This window comes from Streptomyces sp. NPDC057137 (assembly GCF_042670825.1).
Classification (GTDB): Bacteria; Actinomycetota; Actinomycetes; order Streptomycetales; family Streptomycetaceae; genus Streptomyces.
The window spans coordinates 110,817-128,449 of record NZ_JBHUUW010000007.1; the positions used below are offsets into that span (position 1 = coordinate 110,817).

16 protein-coding genes are annotated in these 17,633 nt (G+C 69.0%); 9 read left to right on the top strand and 7 right to left on the bottom strand.

Features of this window, described 5'->3' with window-relative positions:
* Window positions 1-810: 810 nt before the first annotated feature.
* Window positions 811-2,643 carry a chromosomal replication initiator protein DnaA gene (gene dnaA / locus ACFT9I_RS08750; protein WP_382562135.1) on the bottom strand — a complete coding sequence of 611 codons (1,833 nt, stop codon included), beginning with the start codon at window positions 2,641-2,643 and terminating at the stop codon, window positions 811-813.
* A gap of 361 nt (window positions 2,644-3,004) precedes the next feature.
* Between dnaA and rpmH the strand changes: the two genes are divergently transcribed.
* From rpmH to ACFT9I_RS08795, 9 genes are all read left to right on the top strand, one after another.
* The gene (gene rpmH, locus ACFT9I_RS08755) at window positions 3,005-3,142 is read left to right on the top strand and encodes a 50S ribosomal protein L34 (protein WP_014047156.1); all 138 of its coding nucleotides are present in this window, start codon (window positions 3,005-3,007) and stop codon (window positions 3,140-3,142) included.
* An 18-nt stretch (window positions 3,143-3,160) separates the two neighbouring features.
* Window positions 3,161-3,532: a ribonuclease P protein component gene (gene rnpA, locus ACFT9I_RS08760; RefSeq protein WP_189106262.1), complete on the top strand. Its 372-nt coding sequence runs from the start codon at window positions 3,161-3,163 to the stop codon at window positions 3,530-3,532.
* Window positions 3,529-3,894, top strand: coding sequence for a membrane protein insertion efficiency factor YidD (yidD, locus tag ACFT9I_RS08765; protein ID WP_354605011.1), 366 nt, complete (start codon window positions 3,529-3,531; stop codon window positions 3,892-3,894). The genes rnpA and yidD overlap by 4 nt, the downstream gene beginning before the upstream one ends.
* 3 nt (window positions 3,895-3,897) lie before the next feature.
* Window positions 3,898-5,175, top strand: a complete 1,278-nt coding sequence (gene yidC, locus ACFT9I_RS08770) for a membrane protein insertase YidC (protein ID WP_382562138.1) — start codon at window positions 3,898-3,900, stop codon at window positions 5,173-5,175.
* A 60-nt stretch (window positions 5,176-5,235) separates the two neighbouring features.
* Complete coding sequence (locus ACFT9I_RS08775; RefSeq protein WP_382562140.1) at window positions 5,236-5,748, top strand: protein jag; 513 nt, start codon at window positions 5,236-5,238, stop codon at window positions 5,746-5,748.
* A 110-nt stretch (window positions 5,749-5,858) separates the two neighbouring features.
* Window positions 5,859-6,575, top strand: coding sequence for a 16S rRNA (guanine(527)-N(7))-methyltransferase RsmG (rsmG, locus tag ACFT9I_RS08780; protein ID WP_382562142.1), 717 nt, complete (start codon window positions 5,859-5,861; stop codon window positions 6,573-6,575).
* A gap of 287 nt (window positions 6,576-6,862) precedes the next feature.
* Window positions 6,863-7,939 carry a ParA family protein gene (locus ACFT9I_RS08785; RefSeq protein ID WP_364778716.1) on the top strand — a complete coding sequence of 359 codons (1,077 nt, stop codon included), beginning with the start codon at window positions 6,863-6,865 and terminating at the stop codon, window positions 7,937-7,939.
* Window positions 7,936-9,078 carry a ParB/RepB/Spo0J family partition protein gene (locus ACFT9I_RS08790; protein WP_382562144.1) on the top strand — a complete coding sequence of 381 codons (1,143 nt, stop codon included), beginning with the start codon at window positions 7,936-7,938 and terminating at the stop codon, window positions 9,076-9,078. Before ACFT9I_RS08785 ends, ACFT9I_RS08790 begins: the two co-directional genes overlap by 4 nt.
* Before the next feature lie 304 nt (window positions 9,079-9,382).
* Window positions 9,383-10,000, top strand: a complete 618-nt coding sequence (locus ACFT9I_RS08795) for a GNAT family N-acetyltransferase (RefSeq protein ID WP_382562146.1) — start codon at window positions 9,383-9,385, stop codon at window positions 9,998-10,000.
* 86 nt (window positions 10,001-10,086) lie between these two features.
* Here the strand turns inward: ACFT9I_RS08795 and trxA are convergent, their stop codons facing one another.
* The 6 genes from trxA to murJ all read right to left on the bottom strand — a co-directional run bounded on the left by trxA (window position 10,087) and on the right by murJ (window position 17,625).
* Entirely contained in the window at window positions 10,087-10,449 is a 363-nt protein-coding gene (gene trxA / locus ACFT9I_RS08800; protein ID WP_382562148.1) for a thioredoxin, read from the bottom strand.
* A 45-nt stretch (window positions 10,450-10,494) separates the two neighbouring features.
* A complete protein-coding gene (trxB, locus tag ACFT9I_RS08805; RefSeq protein WP_382562151.1) occupies window positions 10,495-11,487 on the bottom strand; it encodes a thioredoxin-disulfide reductase in 993 nt (330 codons plus the stop codon).
* A gap of 126 nt (window positions 11,488-11,613) precedes the next feature.
* A complete protein-coding gene (locus tag ACFT9I_RS08810; RefSeq protein ID WP_382562152.1) occupies window positions 11,614-12,633 on the bottom strand; it encodes a hypothetical protein in 1,020 nt (339 codons plus the stop codon).
* Entirely contained in the window at window positions 12,630-13,379 is a 750-nt protein-coding gene (gene sigM / locus ACFT9I_RS08815) for an RNA polymerase sigma factor SigM (protein ID WP_382562154.1), read from the bottom strand. Before sigM ends, ACFT9I_RS08810 begins: the two co-directional genes overlap by 4 nt.
* A gap of 29 nt (window positions 13,380-13,408) precedes the next feature.
* Window positions 13,409-15,202: a protein kinase family protein gene (locus ACFT9I_RS08820; RefSeq protein ID WP_382562156.1), complete on the bottom strand. Its 1,794-nt coding sequence runs from the start codon at window positions 15,200-15,202 to the stop codon at window positions 13,409-13,411.
* Window positions 15,203-15,321: 119 nt separating this feature from the next.
* Window positions 15,322-17,625, bottom strand: a complete 2,304-nt coding sequence (gene murJ, locus ACFT9I_RS08825; protein ID WP_382562158.1) for a murein biosynthesis integral membrane protein MurJ — start codon at window positions 17,623-17,625, stop codon at window positions 15,322-15,324.
* Window positions 17,626-17,633: the final 8 nt, after the last annotated feature.

Sequence of the window (17,633 nt, forward strand, 5' to 3'; positions counted from 1 at the left end):
GGTCAAGTCGCGACAACCGGGCGGGAGCGCTCCGGCACCGAGTTGTGCACAGCACCCACTTCGAAGCAGATTCCCAGGTAACTCCAGGTGTTAGTAGTAGTAGGGCCTGTGGATTCCGTGGATAACGTCGTTTTCGCAGGTCAAGCCCACTTTTTTGTCCACCGGCCCTGTGGGCGCCGACGGTGGACAACCCCGTCGCTCTGTGGACGGCCGAAAGTTCTGCACATGCGGTGCACAGGACACCCCGACTTCTCCCCAGGGTCGTCCCCAGCTTTTCCGACGTTCCCCACAGGGTCCGAGGCAACCTCGGTGTGACGCCTTTCACTCGACACGGTGAACAGTCGTGTTCTGTTGCCGAACAGTGGACAGCGATGTGGAGAAGCGGCTCGAAGCTGTGGGCAACAGGCCGGTGCCTGTGGGCCGCCGGTGGACAACCGGAGCTCGTGCCTGTGGGCGAAAAAACTGTCCACAGGCTGTGGAGGAAAGTTGGCCACAAATCCCCAGGGGTCTGACCTGGCATGATCCACTTCCGGTCGGCCGGCCTGTGGACGCAGTCTGGACAACTTATCCATCCCCAGGGTGTGGACGGGAGATCGGGCCGCTTTCTGTGGAGAAGCCGGCCTCGACGCCCCTTATTCGAACAGGGGTTGAGGGCGCGTCACTCGCCGAAGGCCGCCGGACACGACGCAGGACACGACGCAAGACACGACACCGGGCATGACGAAGGCGCCCCGGGACGGTGTCCCGGAGCGCCTTGAGGCGTCCTGAAGGCGGTCGCGGACGCGTCCGCCGCGACCCGGTCCGCCGCTGTCAGCCGTTCTTGATGCGGTTGGTCAGCTCGGTGACCTGGTTGTAGATGGAGCGCCGCTCGGCCATCAACGCGCGGATCTTCCGGTCCGCGTGCATCACCGTCGTGTGGTCGCGGTTGCCGAACTGCGCGCCGATCTTGGGCAGCGACAGATCGGTCAGCTCACGGCAGAGGTACATCGCGATCTGGCGCGCCGTCACCAGCACCCGGCTGCGCGAGGATCCGCAGAGGTCCTCCACGGTCAGCCCGAAGTAGTCGGCCGTCGCCGCCATGATGGCGCCCGCGGTGATCTCGGGTGCCGAGTCCTCGCCCCCCGGGATGAGGTCCTTGAGCACGATCTCGGTCAGCCCGAGGTCCACCGGCTGCCGGTTGAGCGAGGCGAACGCCGTCACCCGGATCAGCGCGCCCTCCAGCTCGCGGATGTTGCGGGAGATCCGCGAGGCGATGAACTCCAGCACCTCGGGCGGGGCGTTCAACTGCTCCTGCACGGCCTTCTTACGGAGGATCGCGATACGCGTCTCCAGCTCCGGCGGCTGCACGTCGGTGGTGAGGCCCCACTCGAAGCGGTTGCGCAGCCGGTCCTCCAGGGTGATCAGCTGCTTGGGCGGCCGGTCCGAGGACAGCACGATCTGCTTGTTCGCGTTGTGGAGCGTGTTGAAGGTGTGGAAGAACTCCTCCTGCGTCGACTCCTTGCTCGCCAGGAACTGGATGTCGTCGACGAGCAGGATGTCGACGTCCCGGTAGCGCTTGCGGAAGGTGTCGCCCTTGCCGTCGCGGATGGAGTTGATGAACTCGTTGGTGAACTCCTCCGAACTCACGTACCGCACCCGCGTGCCGGGGTAGAGGCTGCGCGCGTAGTGGCCGATGGCGTGCAGCAGGTGCGTCTTGCCGAGTCCGGACTCGCCGTAGATGAAGAGCGGGTTGTACGCCTTGGCCGGGGCCTCCGCGACGGCGACGGCCGCCGCGTGCGCGAACCGGTTGGACGCCCCGATGACGAAGGTGTCGAAGAGGTACTTGGGGTTGAGGCGCGCGTGGTGCTCACCGGGCCCCGGCGGCGGCGAGGCCTGGGCGCCTAGCGGCCCCGTCGCCCCGCCCCGGCCGCCGTGCCGCGACTGCTGCGGGTCGAGGTCGTGCCGCTCGGGGCGCTGCTGCCGCTGCTGTTCGTAGGGGTGGCTGTCCTGCGACTGCGGCGGCCGATAGTCGTGCTGGGGCTGCTGCGGGCGCGCGGTCGCGTACGGGTCACGGTCCTGGAAGCCGCCGAGCCGCTGCTGCTGCCAGGACAGGTCCTCCTGCGTCCGGGGCCAGGCGCCGGGGTCGGGGCGCTGCTGCTGGTAGTCGGGGTAGGCGGGCCGGGCCGTCGGCATGCCGTCGTCGTCGGAGGGGCGGCGGCCGTAGGGGTGGTAGCCGCCGTCCGGGCGCATGTCGTCGTGCCGGGAGTCGTCCGACCGCGGGTCGTCGTGCCGGGGATCGCGGGGATCGCGGGGATCGCGGGGATCGCGGCCGTCGTCGTGCTGCGGGTTCTGGTAGCGGTTCTGCTGGGGCGGCAGCGGTACGGGGTCGCCCGCCGAGTCGTCCACGGTGATGGCGATACGGATCGGCCGGCCGCACTCGCGGCTCAGGGTCTCGCTGATGAGCGGGGCCAGGCGCCCCTCGAGCACGCGCTTGCCCCACTCGTTGGGCACGGCCAGCAGCGCGGTGTCGGCCACCAGTGCGAGTGGCTGGCAACGCTCGATCCACTGTTTGTCCTTGGGCTCTACGCCCTGCTGGCCCTCCCTGAGGAGCTGCTCCAGCACTCGTGGCCACACTGCGGCAAGATCGGCAGGTACGTCAGCCACAGGGCACGCTCTCTCGCTGGTCCCACGAATATGTGGTTCTCGGGACGGGGTGGGAAGACCGGCGGAAAAGAATCCGGAGTTCAGCCACGGTAGTCAGGCCGACCCACGCGGTTCAAGTTGTTGTCCACAGGCTGTGCATAATGGAACGTGGCAGCTAGCTGGTTTGACCGTATGGCGTAGCCGCGCGTACCGTGACCAGGTCGAGTTGTCGATGGCTGCTGCCGCCTGCCTCCGATGGGCAAGGATCACGATCTGTGGTCGTGAAGCGGTGCACTCGGGCGTAATCGCGAGCTTCTCGTGGGCGCACGGTGACAGCCAGGCGATGTCCCGCCCTCCCAATCATCATTTCTGGAGCCCCCGAGTGAGCAAGCGCACCTTCCAGCCGAACAACCGTCGTCGTGCCAAGACCCACGGCTTCCGGCTCCGTATGCGCACCCGTGCCGGCCGCGCGATTCTCGCGAACCGCCGTGGCAAGGGTCGCGCCAACCTGTCCGCCTGATCGCCAACAGGTTATGACGTGCTGCCTACCGAGAATCGGCTGAGGCGGCGCGAGGATTTCGCGACCGCGGTACGCCGGGGACGACGGGCCGGACGCCCGCTTCTTGTCGTACATCTACGTAGCGGTACTACGGGCCCGCACGCGCCTGGGGAGAGCGATCCCCCGACGCGGGCGGGTTTCGTCGTAAGCAAAGCCGTGGGCGGGGCCGTCGTACGGACCCGGGTGAAGCGGAAACTCCGTCATCTCATACGCGATCGGCTGTCCCGGCTGGCCCCCGGTAGCCTGGTTGTCGTACGAGCGCTGCCCGGTGCGGGCGACGCCGACCATGCACAGCTGGCCCGAGACCTGGACGCCGCCCTTGAGCGGCTGCTGGGAGGGGGCGCCCGATGAAGTACCCGCTGCTGGCTCTGATCAAGCTGTACCAGTGGACGATCAGCCCGTTGCTCGGGCCCGTCTGCCGGTACTACCCATCGTGTTCCCACTACGGCTACACGGCCATCGACCGGCATGGCGCGGTCAAGGGCATCGGTCTCACGGCCTGGCGCATTCTGCGGTGCAATCCGTGGTCGCCGGGCGGTGTGGACCACGTCCCACCGCGCAAGCGCCCGCGGTGGCATGAACTGCTGCGCAACGCGTGGCGCGGCACCAAGGGCGGGCAATCCGCCGCCGGCGTGCCTTCCGGGGGTTCGGCCTCGGCCCCCGAAACTCCGAGTCCGGCCGCAGAGACCTCGTCCAATGCTCAAGGAGCTTGATTAGTGGACACGATTGCCAGTTTCTTCAGTTTCATCACCACGCCAGTCTCGTGGGTCATCGTCCAGTTCCACAGCGTGTACGGGGCGATCTTCGGCCCCGATACGGGCTGGGCCTGGGGACTGTCCATCGTGTCCCTGGTGGTCCTGATCCGTATCTGTCTGATCCCGCTGTTCGTCAAGCAGATCAAGTCGACCCGGAACATGCAGGTCCTTCAGCCCAAGATGAAGGCCATCCAGGAGCGCTACAAGAACGACAAGCAGCGTCAGTCCGAAGAGATGATGAAGCTGTACAAGGAGACGGGCACCAACCCGCTCTCCTCGTGCCTTCCCATCCTGGCGCAGTCACCGTTCTTCTTCGCCCTCTACCACGTGCTCTCCAGCATCGCGTCGGGCAAGACGATCGGCGTCATCAACCAGTCGCTGCTCGACAGCGCGCGACAGGCGCACATTTTCGGCGCCCCGCTGGCCGCCAAGTTCACCGACAGCGCCGACAAGGTCGCGTCCCTGGACGCCACGCAGGTCTCCGTACGCGTCGTCACCGCGATCATGATCGTCCTGATGTCGGCGTCGCAGTTCTACACGCAGCGCCAGCTGATGACGAAGAACGTCGACCTGACGGTCAAGACGCCGTACATGCAGCAGCAGAAGATGCTGATGTACATCTTCCCGCTGATCTTCATGGTGATGGGCATCAACTTCCCCGTCGGTGTCCTCGTCTACTGGCTGACCACCAACGTGTGGACCATGGGCCAGCAGATGTACGTGATCAACCAGAACCCGACTCCGGGCAGCAAGGCCCAGGACCAGTACCTCCAGCGGCTGCTCAAGAGCATCGCCACGCACAACGAGGTCCGCTCGAAGCGCAGGCGCAACATCGTCTCGGCGATCGTGGCCAAGGGGCCCGACCGCAACGACAATGAGCGTAAGTTCGTCAACAGCCTCTCCAAGACCGGTCTTGTCGCCCAGCCGGACGGCACGGTGATCAAGGGTGAGGCCCTGCCCGAGGGCGAGGCGCACGGCGCGAAGCGGCAGCAGCCCAAGCGTCAGCCCAAGTCGAAGCGGCAGGCCGGCGGCGGTCAGCAGCCCGCGTCGAAGACCTCGGGAACGACGCCTTCGGACGACGCCGCCGACGCCGCGCCCAAGACGTCGCTGCAGAAGAACGACGAGCCGAAGGACAGCCAGCCCAAGCAGCCACCGCGCAAGAACGGCAGCGGTGGCGCACGGGCCAAGGCCGGGGCGCGCAAGGGTCAGCAGCGGCCCAAGCACCCGACCAAGAAGTAAGCGCAGCTTCCCGTAGCCCGATGGGCCCGTAGTCAGCCCGTAGTAAGAAGGAGTCCATCCGTGTCGGAAGGCACCATCTCCGCCGCCGCCGAGGGTAGCGACACCCTCACCCGTCTTGAGCAGGAAGGCGAGATCGCGGCCGACTATCTCGAAGGTCTGCTCGACATCGCCGACCTCGACGGCGACATCGACATGGACGTCGAGGCCGACCGGGCCGCGGTTTCGATCATCAGCGATGTGAGCGGCCGTGATCTGCAGAAGCTCGTCGGGCGGGACGGCGAGGTACTCGAAGCACTCCAGGAGCTGACGCGGCTCGCGGTGCACCGGGAGACCGGCGACCGCAGCCGGCTGATGCTGGACATCGGCGGCTTCCGGGCGAAGAAGCGCACGGAGCTCGCCGAGCTGGGCGCCAAGACGGCCGACGAGGTGAAGAGCACCGGTGAGCCGGTGAAGCTGGACCCCATGACGCCCTTCGAGCGCAAGGTCGTGCACGACGCCGTCGCGGCGGCCGGACTGCGCAGCGAGTCCGAGGGCGAGGAGCCGCAGCGCTTCGTCGTCGTACTCCCTGCCTGAGCGGTCTCTCGGTTCTCGGCCCCGTCTGTCCACAGGCGGGGCCGAACTTTGTCAGCCACACAGTGACTGTGAGCCACACTCTGGTGGTTCAGAACGGAAGGACGGTTCCCGTGACGGAGGCAGAAGAGCTTCCCCCTGCGCCGGACGAGGCGAGGACGGTGTTCGGAGACTCCTTCCCGGCGGCCGTCCGGTACGCGGAGCTCCTCGCTGACGCGGGAGTCACCCGTGGTCTCATCGGGCCGCGTGAGGTGCCGCGGCTCTGGGAGCGGCACCTGATGAACTGCGCGGTGCTCTCCGAGGTCGTGCCCGAGGGTGTGAGCGTCTGTGACGTCGGCTCGGGCGCCGGGCTGCCGGGGATCCCGCTGGCGCTGGTACGGCCGGATCTGCGCATCACGCTGCTGGAGCCGCTGCTCCGGCGCACGAACTTCCTCCAGGAAGTCGTCGAGCTCCTGGGCCTGGACCATGTGACGGTGGTACGGGGGCGCGCCGAGGAGGTACTCGGGACGCTCCAGCCCGTCCATGTGGTGACGGCACGCGCCGTGGCACCGCTGGACCGGCTGGCCGGCTGGGGCGTACCACTGCTGCGCCCGTACGGAGAGATGCTGGCGCTCAAGGGGGACACGGCCGAGGAGGAGCTGAAGGGCGCCCGGTCGGCACTGAGCAAGCTCGGTGTGATCGATGCCTCGGTGCTGCGGGTCGGCGAGGGGCTGGTCGATCCGCCGGCCACCGTGGTGCGCGCGGAGGTCGGGGAGAGTCCCGGCGGGGTGCGGTTCGCCACGAAGCGCGCCAAGGCCGCCCGCGCCGACCGGGCACGCCGCCGCCGGTGACACCGCCGCCGACGGTGACCGGTGGTCTCCGTCGGCGATCTCTGCCGGTGCTGCTCCATAGAAGCAGCCCGGACCATCCACTGCGGAGTGTCGTGACGGTCTGGCCCTGCGGCGAGTGCATCGTGTTTCACGTGAAACGTCGCTCACTGCTGCAGGGCATTATCGGCCGAGGTCGCGCCGCTTCCACACCGCGGGGCAAGAAACCCCTCGTAAGGGGTACCGGGTTGGCCACAGATATGGATTCATCCACAGAACCACGGGCCTCGCTGGTTCCCGACCCCGAAAGCATGGCAGGCTCTCCTCATTGCGAGCCTGAAGTCGAGGAGAGTGAATCCTTGCGGTCCGACGCCAACATCGCGGGACCGATGACCGATCCGGTCCCCGGTCCCCGTTCCGAGTCGTCGGGCGGCGATGTTTCACGTGAAACATCACCGCCCCCGATGGACGACACCCCCATCGGCCGCGCCGCCCAGCTGGCCGTGGAGGCCCTGGGGCGCGCCGGTGAGGGCCTGCCACGCCCCGAGCAGACGCGGGTCATGGTCGTCGCCAACCAGAAGGGCGGCGTCGGCAAGACCACGACCACGGTCAATCTCGCCGCCTCGCTCGCGCTGCACGGCGCGCGCGTCCTCGTGGTCGACCTCGATCCCCAGGGCAACGCCTCCACGGCGCTCGGGATCGATCACCACGCCGAAGTCCCCTCGATCTATGACGTCCTGGTGGAGAGCAAGCCGCTCTCCGAGGTGGTCCAGCCTGTGGTGGACGTCGAAGGTCTCTTCTGTGCGCCCGCCACCATCGACCTCGCCGGTGCGGAGATCGAGCTGGTGTCGCTGGTCGCGCGGGAGAGCCGGCTTCAGCGGGCGATCGAGGCGTACGAGCAGCCGCTGGACTACATCCTGATCGACTGCCCGCCGTCGCTCGGCCTGTTGACCGTCAACGCGCTGGTCGCCGGCGCCGAGGTGCTGATCCCCATCCAGTGCGAGTACTACGCGCTCGAAGGGCTGGGGCAGCTGATCCGGAACGTGGACCTGGTGCGGGCGCATCTGAACCCCACCCTGCATGTGTCCACGATTCTGCTCACCATGTACGACGGCAGGACCCGGCTCGCCTCGCAGGTGGCCGACGAGGTCCGCAGCCACTTCGGTGAGGAGGTGCTGCGGACGAGCATCCCTCGGTCGGTCCGCATCTCGGAGGCGCCGAGCTACGGGCAGACGGTACTGACCTATGATCCGGGTTCCAGCGGCTCGCTGTCGTACCTCGAGGCCGCTCGTGAAATCGCCCTGCGTGGGGTCGGCATGAGCTACGACGTCAAGCATGCCCACGCGATCGGCAACAGTCAGCAGAGCATTTCGAAGGGGACGCAGTGAGCGACCGACGTAGAGGTTTGGGGCGTGGGCTCAATGCGCTGATCCCCGCGGCTCCGCAGGAGAAGCAGGCAGCCTCTTCCGGGGAGGGCAACTCCTCCGGGCAGGGCCCGGTCCTGACGGCGGAGCGGGGTGTCGCGGCGGCCAAGGTGACGACGCTGCCGCAGACGCCCGCACCGGCGACGGCGGAGATTCCCGCCCAGGACACGCCGGTTCCGGCCGAGGTGACCGCGCCGGAAGGCGTGTACTTCGCCGAAGTGCCGATGGACTACATCACGCCGAACCCACGGCAGCCCCGTGAGGTGTTCGACGAGGACGCGCTCGCCGAGCTGGTCACCTCCATCAAGGAGGTGGGGCTGCTCCAGCCCATCGTCGTACGGCAGTTGGGGCCGGAGCGCTTCGAGCTCATCATGGGCGAGCGGCGCTGGCGGGCCTGCCGGGAAGCCGGCCTGGAGCGCATTCCGGCGATCGTCCGCGCCACCGAGGACGAGAAGCTGCTGCTGGACGCCCTGCTGGAGAACCTCCACCGCGCGCAGCTGAACCCGCTGGAAGAGGCCGCCGCCTACGACCAGTTGCTCAAGGACTTCCACTGCACGCACGATCAGCTGGCCGACCGGATCGGGCGCTCGCGTCCGCAGGTCTCCAACACGCTGCGGCTGCTGCGGCTCTCGCTTCCCGTGCAGCGCAGGGTCGCCGCCGGGGTGCTGTCGGCCGGGCACGCCAGGGCGCTGCTCTCGGTGGACGACTCGGACGAGCAGGACCGGCTGGCCCATCGCATCGTGGCCGAGGGGCTGTCCGTGCGTGCGGTCGAGGAGATCGTGACCCTGATGGGTTCACGACCCAAGAGCACGCCCCGGTCGAAGGGTCTGCGAGCCGGTGCGCTGCCGTCGCCGGCGCTGAACGATCTGGCTTCCCGGCTGTCGGACCGCTTCGAGACCCGGGTGAAGGTCGACCTCGGTCAGAAGAAGGGGAAGATCACCGTCGAGTTCGCCTCGCTGGTCGATCTGGAGCGCATCCTCGGCACTCTCGCCCCCGGCGAGGGGCGCGTCCTGGACAGGGGACCCGCCGACGAGGACGGGGACGACGCCGACGGCGTGGACGGCCCGGACCGGTCGAACGGACTTGAGCCCGACGAGGGCTGACCCTCCGCACACCGCCATCAGGGCGGGCCTTGTCCGGTGCGTACCGGAACACGGCCCGCCCTTTGCCGTCCCCCGCTGTGCGAGGCACCTCTGGGTGGATACGATGCGTTCTGGTATGGCGCATCCACCTTGATCCACCTCAGAGGAAGGGCGGGGCCATGCAATTGGTGAGCCGCAGCCAACTGATGTCAGCTGGACTGGGCCTGGGGGTCGTCGGCGGTTTCGTCGGCAGCCTGCTTCGGGAGCGCAGCGCGCTGACCGCGGCTCGTGGCGCGGCAGGCGCAGGAAGTGAGGAACTGCCTCGATGGGGCGTCGGCTCGTACCGCTCACGCTGGACAACCTTCCCGACCTCCCCCGGCGATGCGGGGAGTGCGTCTTCTGGGAGCTTGATCCGGTCAGGGGAAAAGCGGCGGTAGGAGCCGGCAGGGGCCGTCAGGAGAAGGAAGCCTGGATCTCGGCCGTCCTGTTGGAGTGGGGGTCGTGCGGCCGGCTGGTCTATGTGGACGACGTGCCCGTCGGCTTCGTTCTGTACGCGCCTCCGGCTTACGTGCCCCGCGCCACGGCGTTTCCGACGAGTCCGGTCTCTCCTGACGCCGTACAGCTGATGACCGGCTGGATCATGCCGGGCTATCGGGGGCAGGGGCTCGGCCGCGTGCTGGTGCAGACCGTCGCGAAGGATCTGCTGCGGCGAGAGTTCAAGGCGATCGAGGCGTTCGGGGACGCGCGCTGGAAGGAGCCGGCCTGTGTACTGCCGGCGGATCATCTGCTGGCGGTGGGGTTCAAGACCGTACGGACGCATCCCGCATACCCGCGGCTGAGGCTTGATCTGCGGACGACGCTCTCCTGGAAGGAAGACGTGGAGCACGCGCTGGACAGGCTGCTGGGCGCGGTGCAGAAGGACCCGGCGCTCAGGCCGCTCTGATCGGACAAGAAACGGGCCCGTCCCCCTCTGCAGGGGGACGGGCCCGTTTCACGTGAAACATCGCGCGTGGTGCGTGTGCGCGGTGCTTAGTTGGTGGCTTCCTTGCTCACCGGCGCACTGTCACCGATGAAGCTCTCCAGGTCGCGCACGATGGCGGCCTTGGGCTTGGCGCCGACGATGGTCTTGGCGACCTCGCCGTTCTGGTAGACGTTCAGCGTCGGGATGGACATGACGCCGTACTTGGCTGCGGTGGCCGGGTTCTCGTCGATGTTGAGCTTGACGACCTCGATCTTGTCGCCGTGCTCGGCCGCGATGGCTTCGAGCGACGGAGCGATCTGGCGGCACGGTCCGCACCAGGCGGCCCAGAAGTCCACCAGTACGGGCTTGTCACTCTTGAGGACGTCCTCGTCGAACGAGTCGTCGGTCACATGCTTCAGGTCGCCGGCCACGGCGGCCTCCTAACTTCGTGGGGTGTGGGTACGCGGTACTGCTGGTCAGACGGAAGCGGTCTTCTCCGACTCGGCGCTCTTCTCCGGCTCGGCGGCGTTCTCGCCGTCGGCCAGCGCGGAGAGGAAGCGCTCGGCGTCGAGGGCCGCGGAACAGCCGGTGCCCGCGGCGGTGATCGCCTGACGGTAGGTGTGGTCGACGACGTCGCCGGCGGCGAAGACGCCCGTGAGATTGGTGCGCGTCGAGGGCGCGTCCACCGTGAGGTAGCCCTCGCCGTCGAGGTCGAGCTGGCCCTTGAAAAGCTCGGTACGCGGGTCGTGGCCCACGGCGATGAATAGCCCGGTCACCGGCAGCTCGGACGTCTCACCGGTCTTGGTGTTGCGCAGGGTCAGACCGGAGAGCTTCTGCTCACCGTGGATCTCCTCGACCGCGCTGTCCCAGGCGAACCGGATCTTCGGGTCGGCGAAGGCCCGGTCCTGCATGGCCTTCGAGGCCCGCAGGCTGTCCCGGCGGTGGACGATCGTGACCGACTTGGCGAACCGGGAGAGGAAGGTCGCCTCCTCCATCGCCGTGTCGCCGCCGCCGACCACCGCGATGTCCTGGTCCTTGAAGAAGAACCCGTCACACGTGGCACACCAGGAGACGCCGCGTCCGGAGAGGGCGTCCTCACGGGGCAGTCCGAGCTTGCGGTGCTGCGAGCCGGTCGTGACGATCACGGCCTTGGCCCGGTGCACGACGCCCGCCGTGTCGGTGACCGTCTTGATCTCCCCGGTGAGGTCGACCGAGATGACGTCGTCCGGGACGAGCTCGGCACCGAACCGCTCCGCCTGCGCCCGCATGTTGTCCATCAGGTCGGGGCCCATGATGCCGTCGCGGAAGCCGGGGAAGTTCTCCACGTCGGTCGTGTTCATCAGCGCGCCACCCGCGGTGACGGCACCCTCGAACACGAGGGGATGCAGCGACGCGCGTGCGGTGTAGAGCGCAGCCGTGTATCCGGCCGGCCCGGAGCCGATGATGATCACATTACGAACGTCGCTCACGGGTTTCTTCCTCGTCTCTGCAGACTGCCTGCTACTGCCAACGGGGCGGTTCAGGACTCTCACCCCACCCAACGGATCCTACGGGCCTCGCATTCCCGCGAGGTCCCGGCGGCACCGGGCAGTCTGTCAGCGGCGGGGATAGGTCTGCGTGAGCAGGAGTTCACCCTTGACGGGCGGGACGTTGTCGACGCACGCCGCGTCGATCACATACGCCTGCACCAAGCTGCCGTCGGTGGGGTCCGACAGGACGAGGAGGAAGGCGTCCGTGCCCTCGTACGTGCCCCTCTCGGCGGCGAGCGGCGTGTCCGAACGGCCCGTCCCCTGCTGGATACAGGGCGGCACCTGCTGCATCAGCTTGGGGGAGGCGGAGGTGCTGGGCGCTTCCTTGGTGGATTCCTGGCCCTCGGCCACGCGCGGCTCGCCGGTGACGGGGGCGGGCTTGAGCAGGGTGTGGACCTTCTCCCGCATCCCGGTCCCGGAGAACGCCATGTCGCCGCCGTCGGCCTGGCTCGCCCCCGCGTCGCTCTTGTAGGAGGACGCGGTGTCTCCACCGGAGAGCGACGACGTCTGGAACAGCAGAACGCTCACGCCGATCGCCGCGGTTCCGAAGACGGCGCCGAAGATCGCACCGCGACGGCGGCGCTGCTGGCGAGCGCGGCCGGGGCCGGTGGCCGCTCGTGGGCGGCCGGCGGGGCGGTCCGCCCGGTCCGTCCGAGGAGCGTCGGCGGCGGGGACCGGCTCGGACTCCCGCTCCCGCTCGCGTGTGTCCGGAGCGTCGTCGGTGGACTCGGCGGTGGTCTCGTCGGTGGCTTCGACGGCGGCTTCGGTGGGGCGCGATGTTTCACGTGAAACATCGGCGACCGTCTCCACCACGTGCGGGTCCGGTGCGGTCGCGCTCAGCAGCGCCTCGGCGGCCAGGGCGGCATCGACCCGGGCGGCCACGTCGGCGGGCATACGCGGCGGGCCGGGCAGCGAGCCCAGCAGTCCCCGGATCTCCTCCAGCGACTGGTGGACATCGGCGCACAGCGAGCAGCTGTCGAGATGTTCCCGCACCTCGGTGCTCCGCGCGGGGGAGAGCAGGCCCTCCGTGAGGTCGGAGATCTCCGAGACGTCCGGGTGCTCGGTCGTGCCGGTCGTGGTTGTCACGCGCGCCCACCTCCTCCCTTCACGGCGGCAGGACCTTGTGGTCCCGCGTCTGGTCCGGTGTCTGGCCCTGTGTCCGGTCCTCTGTTCAGCGGTCCCGGCTCCGATGGGACGGATGTCCCCGGCGTCCGGTTCCTTTGTGGTCCCAGACCGCCTCTCTCGCCGGTGCCGCCGGCGCTCTCCCGTAGATGGGTGAGCATCGGCAGGAGTCTGGCCCGGCCGCGCGCGCAGCGGCTTTTTATGGTCCCGACGGGTACGTCGAGGACTTGCGCGGCCTCCGCCACGGGGTACCCCTGCATATCGACCAGGACCAGCGCGGCCCGCTGGTCGGCGGGCAGCTTGGCGAGAGCGACGAGAAGCTGACGGTGGAGGTCCTGGCGCTCGGCGGGGGCCTCGGCCGACTCGTGGGGTTCGAGGAGCTGATCCAGACGCTCCGTGTCGTCCACGGGAGACGTCTTGCGGGAGGCGGCCTTCCTCGCGCGGTCGAGACAGGCGTTGACGGTGATGCGGTGCAGCCAGGTCGTGACGGCGGACTGGCCGCGGAAGGTGTGGGCGGCGCGGAAGGCGGACACGAGCGCGTCCTGCACGGCGTCGGCGGCTTCCTCGCGGTCTCCCAGCGTGCGCAGCGCCACGGCCCAGAGGCGGTCGCGGTGACGTCGTACGAGCTCACCGAAGGCGTCAGGATCCCCCTCGACGTGCCGGGCCAGGAGGTCCTGGTCGTTCACGTCGCCGAGTGTGGCGTCTTCCAACGGTGAGCCCCCTCCCCTGGTCCGCAGGGTCAGCCTATGACCTTGATCTCCGAGATCCCGCCCCGGAACTCGTTTGCTGAGGTGTCCGGAGCGAGTTCCGTGATGTGGATCAGTACGTATCTGGTTCTGACGGGCTTGTCCAGGGCGGCCTTCACATTGCTGCCGGTCTGCCCCAGTTCGGTGATGCGCTGGGAGAAGTCCGACAGGCCCGCCGGTGACGAGGCGTTCTCGCCGGCGGCGAGGACCTGGACCTTCTGGCCGCCGCGGTACATGGCGACATCGACGCCGTACACATCCTGCACGCTGCCGAGATCGACGACTATCCCGCTGCCGCCCTTGCGGCTGGGCAGATTCCCGTAGTTCGCGTAGCCGGTGTACTTCGGGGTGATCCAGGCCGTGCCGGTGTTGCCGTCCGTGGCCAGGGGGACGTCCTGCTCCTTGACGCCGGAACCGTCGGGCGCGAACACCGCGGTGTCGGCGATCTTCAGATTCTTCGGGGTCCGAGGCGGAGGCTTCTGCTGGTCGCCGTCCGCCGACTGGGAGTGGGTTGTCTCGTCGGAGTTCTTGCGGTTGAGCATGTAGTCGGCGACCTGCCAGCTGGCGAGCCCCAGCACGGCGATGAGGAGAGCGGAGACCGTCCACTTCAATGCCTTGCCGGTACGGCTCTGCAGGGGCGGCGGCGGGACAGGCACGGGCCGCGCGGCGGGCTGACCGATGGGCCGGGTGGCGGGGCGCGCGTACGAGCCCTGCTGATAGGTCGTGCGCTGGTACTCCGGCGGCGCGGCGAACGTGGGCTCCGGGGGCCGGACGCGGGGCATCTCGGCGACGGCCTTGGCCAGTTCGTCCGGGGTGGTGCAGGGCGGATCCTGGCGCGAGGCGGTGGCGCCCTCGTTGACCAGGGCGCGCATGGCGAGTTCGGACAGGCCGCGGTGGACCCCGGCCCGTACCTGGTCGGGGGCGATCAGACCGACGCCCTTCGGCAGCCCCGCGAGGCCGTACGCGTCCGTCTCGTACGGCCAGCGGTGCGTCAGCGCCGCGTACAGGAGCGCGCCGATCGCCTCGGTGTCGGTGCGCTGGGGGCGTTCCGCGCTGATGCCGCGCAGGGCGGCGTTCACGGCGAGGCCGCGGATCCGGTACTGGCCGGTGGAGCTGCGCAGGACGGCCCCGGGCGTCAGCTTCAGATGGGCCAGGCCCTCGCGGTGCGCGGCGGCCAGCGCCTGGGACACCTGGCTGACGAGCTGGTAGGCGTCGTGGGCCTCCATCGGGCCGGCGGCGAGGATCGCGGTGAGTTCCGTCGCGTCGGGCAGCCACTCGTGGACGACGTAGACGAGGTCGTTCTCCTCGACGGCGTCGAGGACCTGGACGAAGCGCGGGTCTCCGAGGAGCGCGGAGGAGCGGGCCGCCGCCAGCACGGAGCGGGCTCGTGGGTGGTCGGCCGGCAGGAGGTGGACGCCGACGGCGCGACGCAGCTTCTCGTCGACCGCGCGCCAGCTGCTGAATCCGTCCAGACGGGTGACGCACTCTTCGAGACGGTAGCGTCCGGCGAGCTTGTGGCCGCTGTGGAGTTCGGGCGCCGCCACGGGCGGCCGGGTCTCCTGGCGCTTCCCGCCGCCCGTCTCCGCCTGCTTCCCGCCGCCGGGCTTCTCCGACTTCTCGGTCGCGGACTCCGCCGGCTGCTCGGCCACGGGCTCCCCGGGCTTGTCGTCCTCTGTCTTCTGGGCTTTCGCCACCCCGTCGGTGGTGGCCTTGTCCGCCTGGGCGGCCGGCGGTTCGTCACCGCTGTTGTCGGCCACCTCGACGGCAGCCGTGCTCCGTTCCGCCACCGTCGCTCCTGCCTCCCCATCCGTTGCGCACTGTCCAACAGCCACGCCAATTGTGCCCACAGTTGGACGCTATGCACGACACACGGCGGCCGACGATGGTTGTGCTCGGGCGCCGCGCGCTAGCGCCCGAGGCGGCCCCGGACCATTCCGACCAAGGCGTTCATCTCTTCGATACGCAGTTTTCGCGCGACGACGAAGAAGCCGCCCAGCAGGACGATTCCGCCGACCGCCAGCGCGGCGAACGAGCCCAGCACTTCACTGCCGAGCTTCTCGAGTACGAAGTAGGCGACCGCGCCGGCGGCGATCGTGCCGGGGACGGACGCCAGGCAGAGCCGGGCGTACGTACGCAGGACGTGCGAGCCGTCCAGATCGCCTCCCAGCAGCTTCTTGAGCCTGCGCCAGGCGATGCCCACGCCGACGGCGTAGGCGAGGCCGTACGAGGCGGCCATGCCCACGACGGCCCAGCGCGAGGGGAGGACGACGAAGCAGACGGCGGAGGCGGCGGCGTTCACGGCGGCCACGATGACCGTGTTGTAGAAGGGAGTTCGGGTGTCCTCGTACGCGTAGAAGGCACGCAGCACCACGTACTGCACGGAGAACGGGATCAGACCGAGGCCGAAGGCCATCAGCATGTAGCCCATGGAGCGCGCCGATTCGATACCGGAGGAGCCGAAGATCAGCGTGCACATCGGGATGCCGAGTGCGACGAAGCTGAAGGCGACGGGGACGATCGCGACGGCCGAGTTGCGCAGGCCCTGCGAGATGTCGTCGCGTACGGCTCCGGTGTCGCCGTCGTGCGCCGAGCGGGAGAGCCGGGGCAGCAGGGCCGCCATGACCGAGACGGTGATGATGGCCTGGGGCATGCCCCAGATCAGCTGGGCGTTGGAGTAGGCGATGTAACCCGCGCCCTGGGTGCCCGAGTCGACGCCCGCCGCCGTGGAGAGCTGCGAGACGACCAGCACACCGGCCTGGTTGGCGAGGACGAACAGCACGGTCCACTTGGCGAGCTTGGCGGCCTTGCCGAGGCCGTGGCCGCGCCAGTCGAACCGCAGCCGGATCCGGAAGCCGGTCTCGCGGAGGTAGGGGATCATCGCGAGGGCCTGGACGGTGAGGCCGAGCACCACGCCGACACCGAGCAGGCGCTCCGCCTCGGGCGGGATGGACGCGACCGTCATCCCGGAGTCCTCGGCGGTGCCGTACACCCAGATGAACATGACGAGGGTGGCGATGATGATGATGTTGTTGAGGACCGGCGTCCACATCATCGCGCCGAACCTGCCGCGGGCGTTGAGGATCTGCCCCATCACCACGTGCACGCCCATGAAGAAGATGGTGATCAGGCAGTAGCGCACGAAGGTGACGGCGACGTCGTTGGCCGCGGGGTTGTCGGCGATGCTCACCGACATGAGGCGCACCAGCAGCGGGGCGGCGAACACCGAGAGCGCGGTCAGTGTGCCGAGGATGACGACGACCAGCGTGAGCAGGCGGTTCGCGTACGCCTCGCCGCCGTCCTCGTCGTCCTTCATCGCGCGGATGAGCTGCGGCACGAACACGGAGTTGAGGCCGCCGCCGATGGTCAGGATGTAGATCATCGTCGGCAGGGTGATGGCGAGCTGGAAGGTGTCGCCGAGAGTGGCGGCACCGAGGGCGGCCACGATCAGCGCGGAGCGTACGAAGCCGGTGAGCCGGGAGACGAGCGTGCCCGCCGCCATCACCGCGCTGGACTTCAGCAGCCCCGAGGCCCGTCCGCCGGCCTTCTTCGCGGGCGGCGGCGCGGGGGCCGCCTCAGGTTCGGCGGCCGGCGGCCGGCCCATCCCCTGCTGGTCGCGGAAGAGATGCGCGAAGGCGTCGGGCTCCTGCTCGCCGGTGCGTGCCCGGGTGACGAGCTCGTCGACGCCCATGAACTGCGTGGTCCGCGCGTCGTCCCCGAACGGGAGGTGGCGTGACGGGCCGTCGGGCTCGGGCGGCGGGGGCTGGGCCCAGACGCGCGGATCGGGGGAGTGCTGCTGCACCGGCGGCTGCTGGTAGAGCGGCATCGTCTCCGGATAGGTGCCGGGAGGCGGCGGCGGATGCGCGGCGCGGTCGTACAGCGCCTCGGACACCGGGTCCTGCGCCGAGAGGTCCTGCGCGCGGTAGGGATCGTGCTGGTAGGCGTCCTGGACGTACGGATCCTGGGCGTAGGCGTCCTGCGCGTACTGGTCCGGGCTGTACGGGGCCTGGGCATAGGGCGCCTGGGTGTACGGAGCTTGGGTGTACGGCCCCGGGGCGTACGGGCCCTGGTCGTAGTGGCCCTGGTCGTACGGATTCTGTGCGGGGTCGGGCACGGGGGCGTTGGGGTCGGCTGCGGGGGGCTGCGGCGGAACATGCCCTGCCGGATCGCCGCCAGCACCTTGCCCGCGGTCACCGTCGTACGGCGCGTTCATGGTTACCC

Bases quoted from the DNA above. Each gene is read 5' to 3' on its own strand.
- yidD (WP_354605011.1), top strand. From the start codon at position 3,529: ATGAAGTACCCGCTGCTGGCTCTGATCAAGCTGTACCAGTGGACGATC.
- ACFT9I_RS08785 (WP_364778716.1), top strand. From the start codon at position 6,863: ATGGCAGGCTCTCCTCATTGCGAGCCTGAAGTCGAGGAGAGTGAATCC.
- ACFT9I_RS08795 (WP_382562146.1), top strand. From the start codon at position 9,383: ATGGGGCGTCGGCTCGTACCGCTCACGCTGGACAACCTTCCCGACCTC.
- murJ (WP_382562158.1), bottom strand. From the start codon at position 17,625: ATGAACGCGCCGTACGACGGTGACCGCGGGCAAGGTGCTGGCGGCGAT.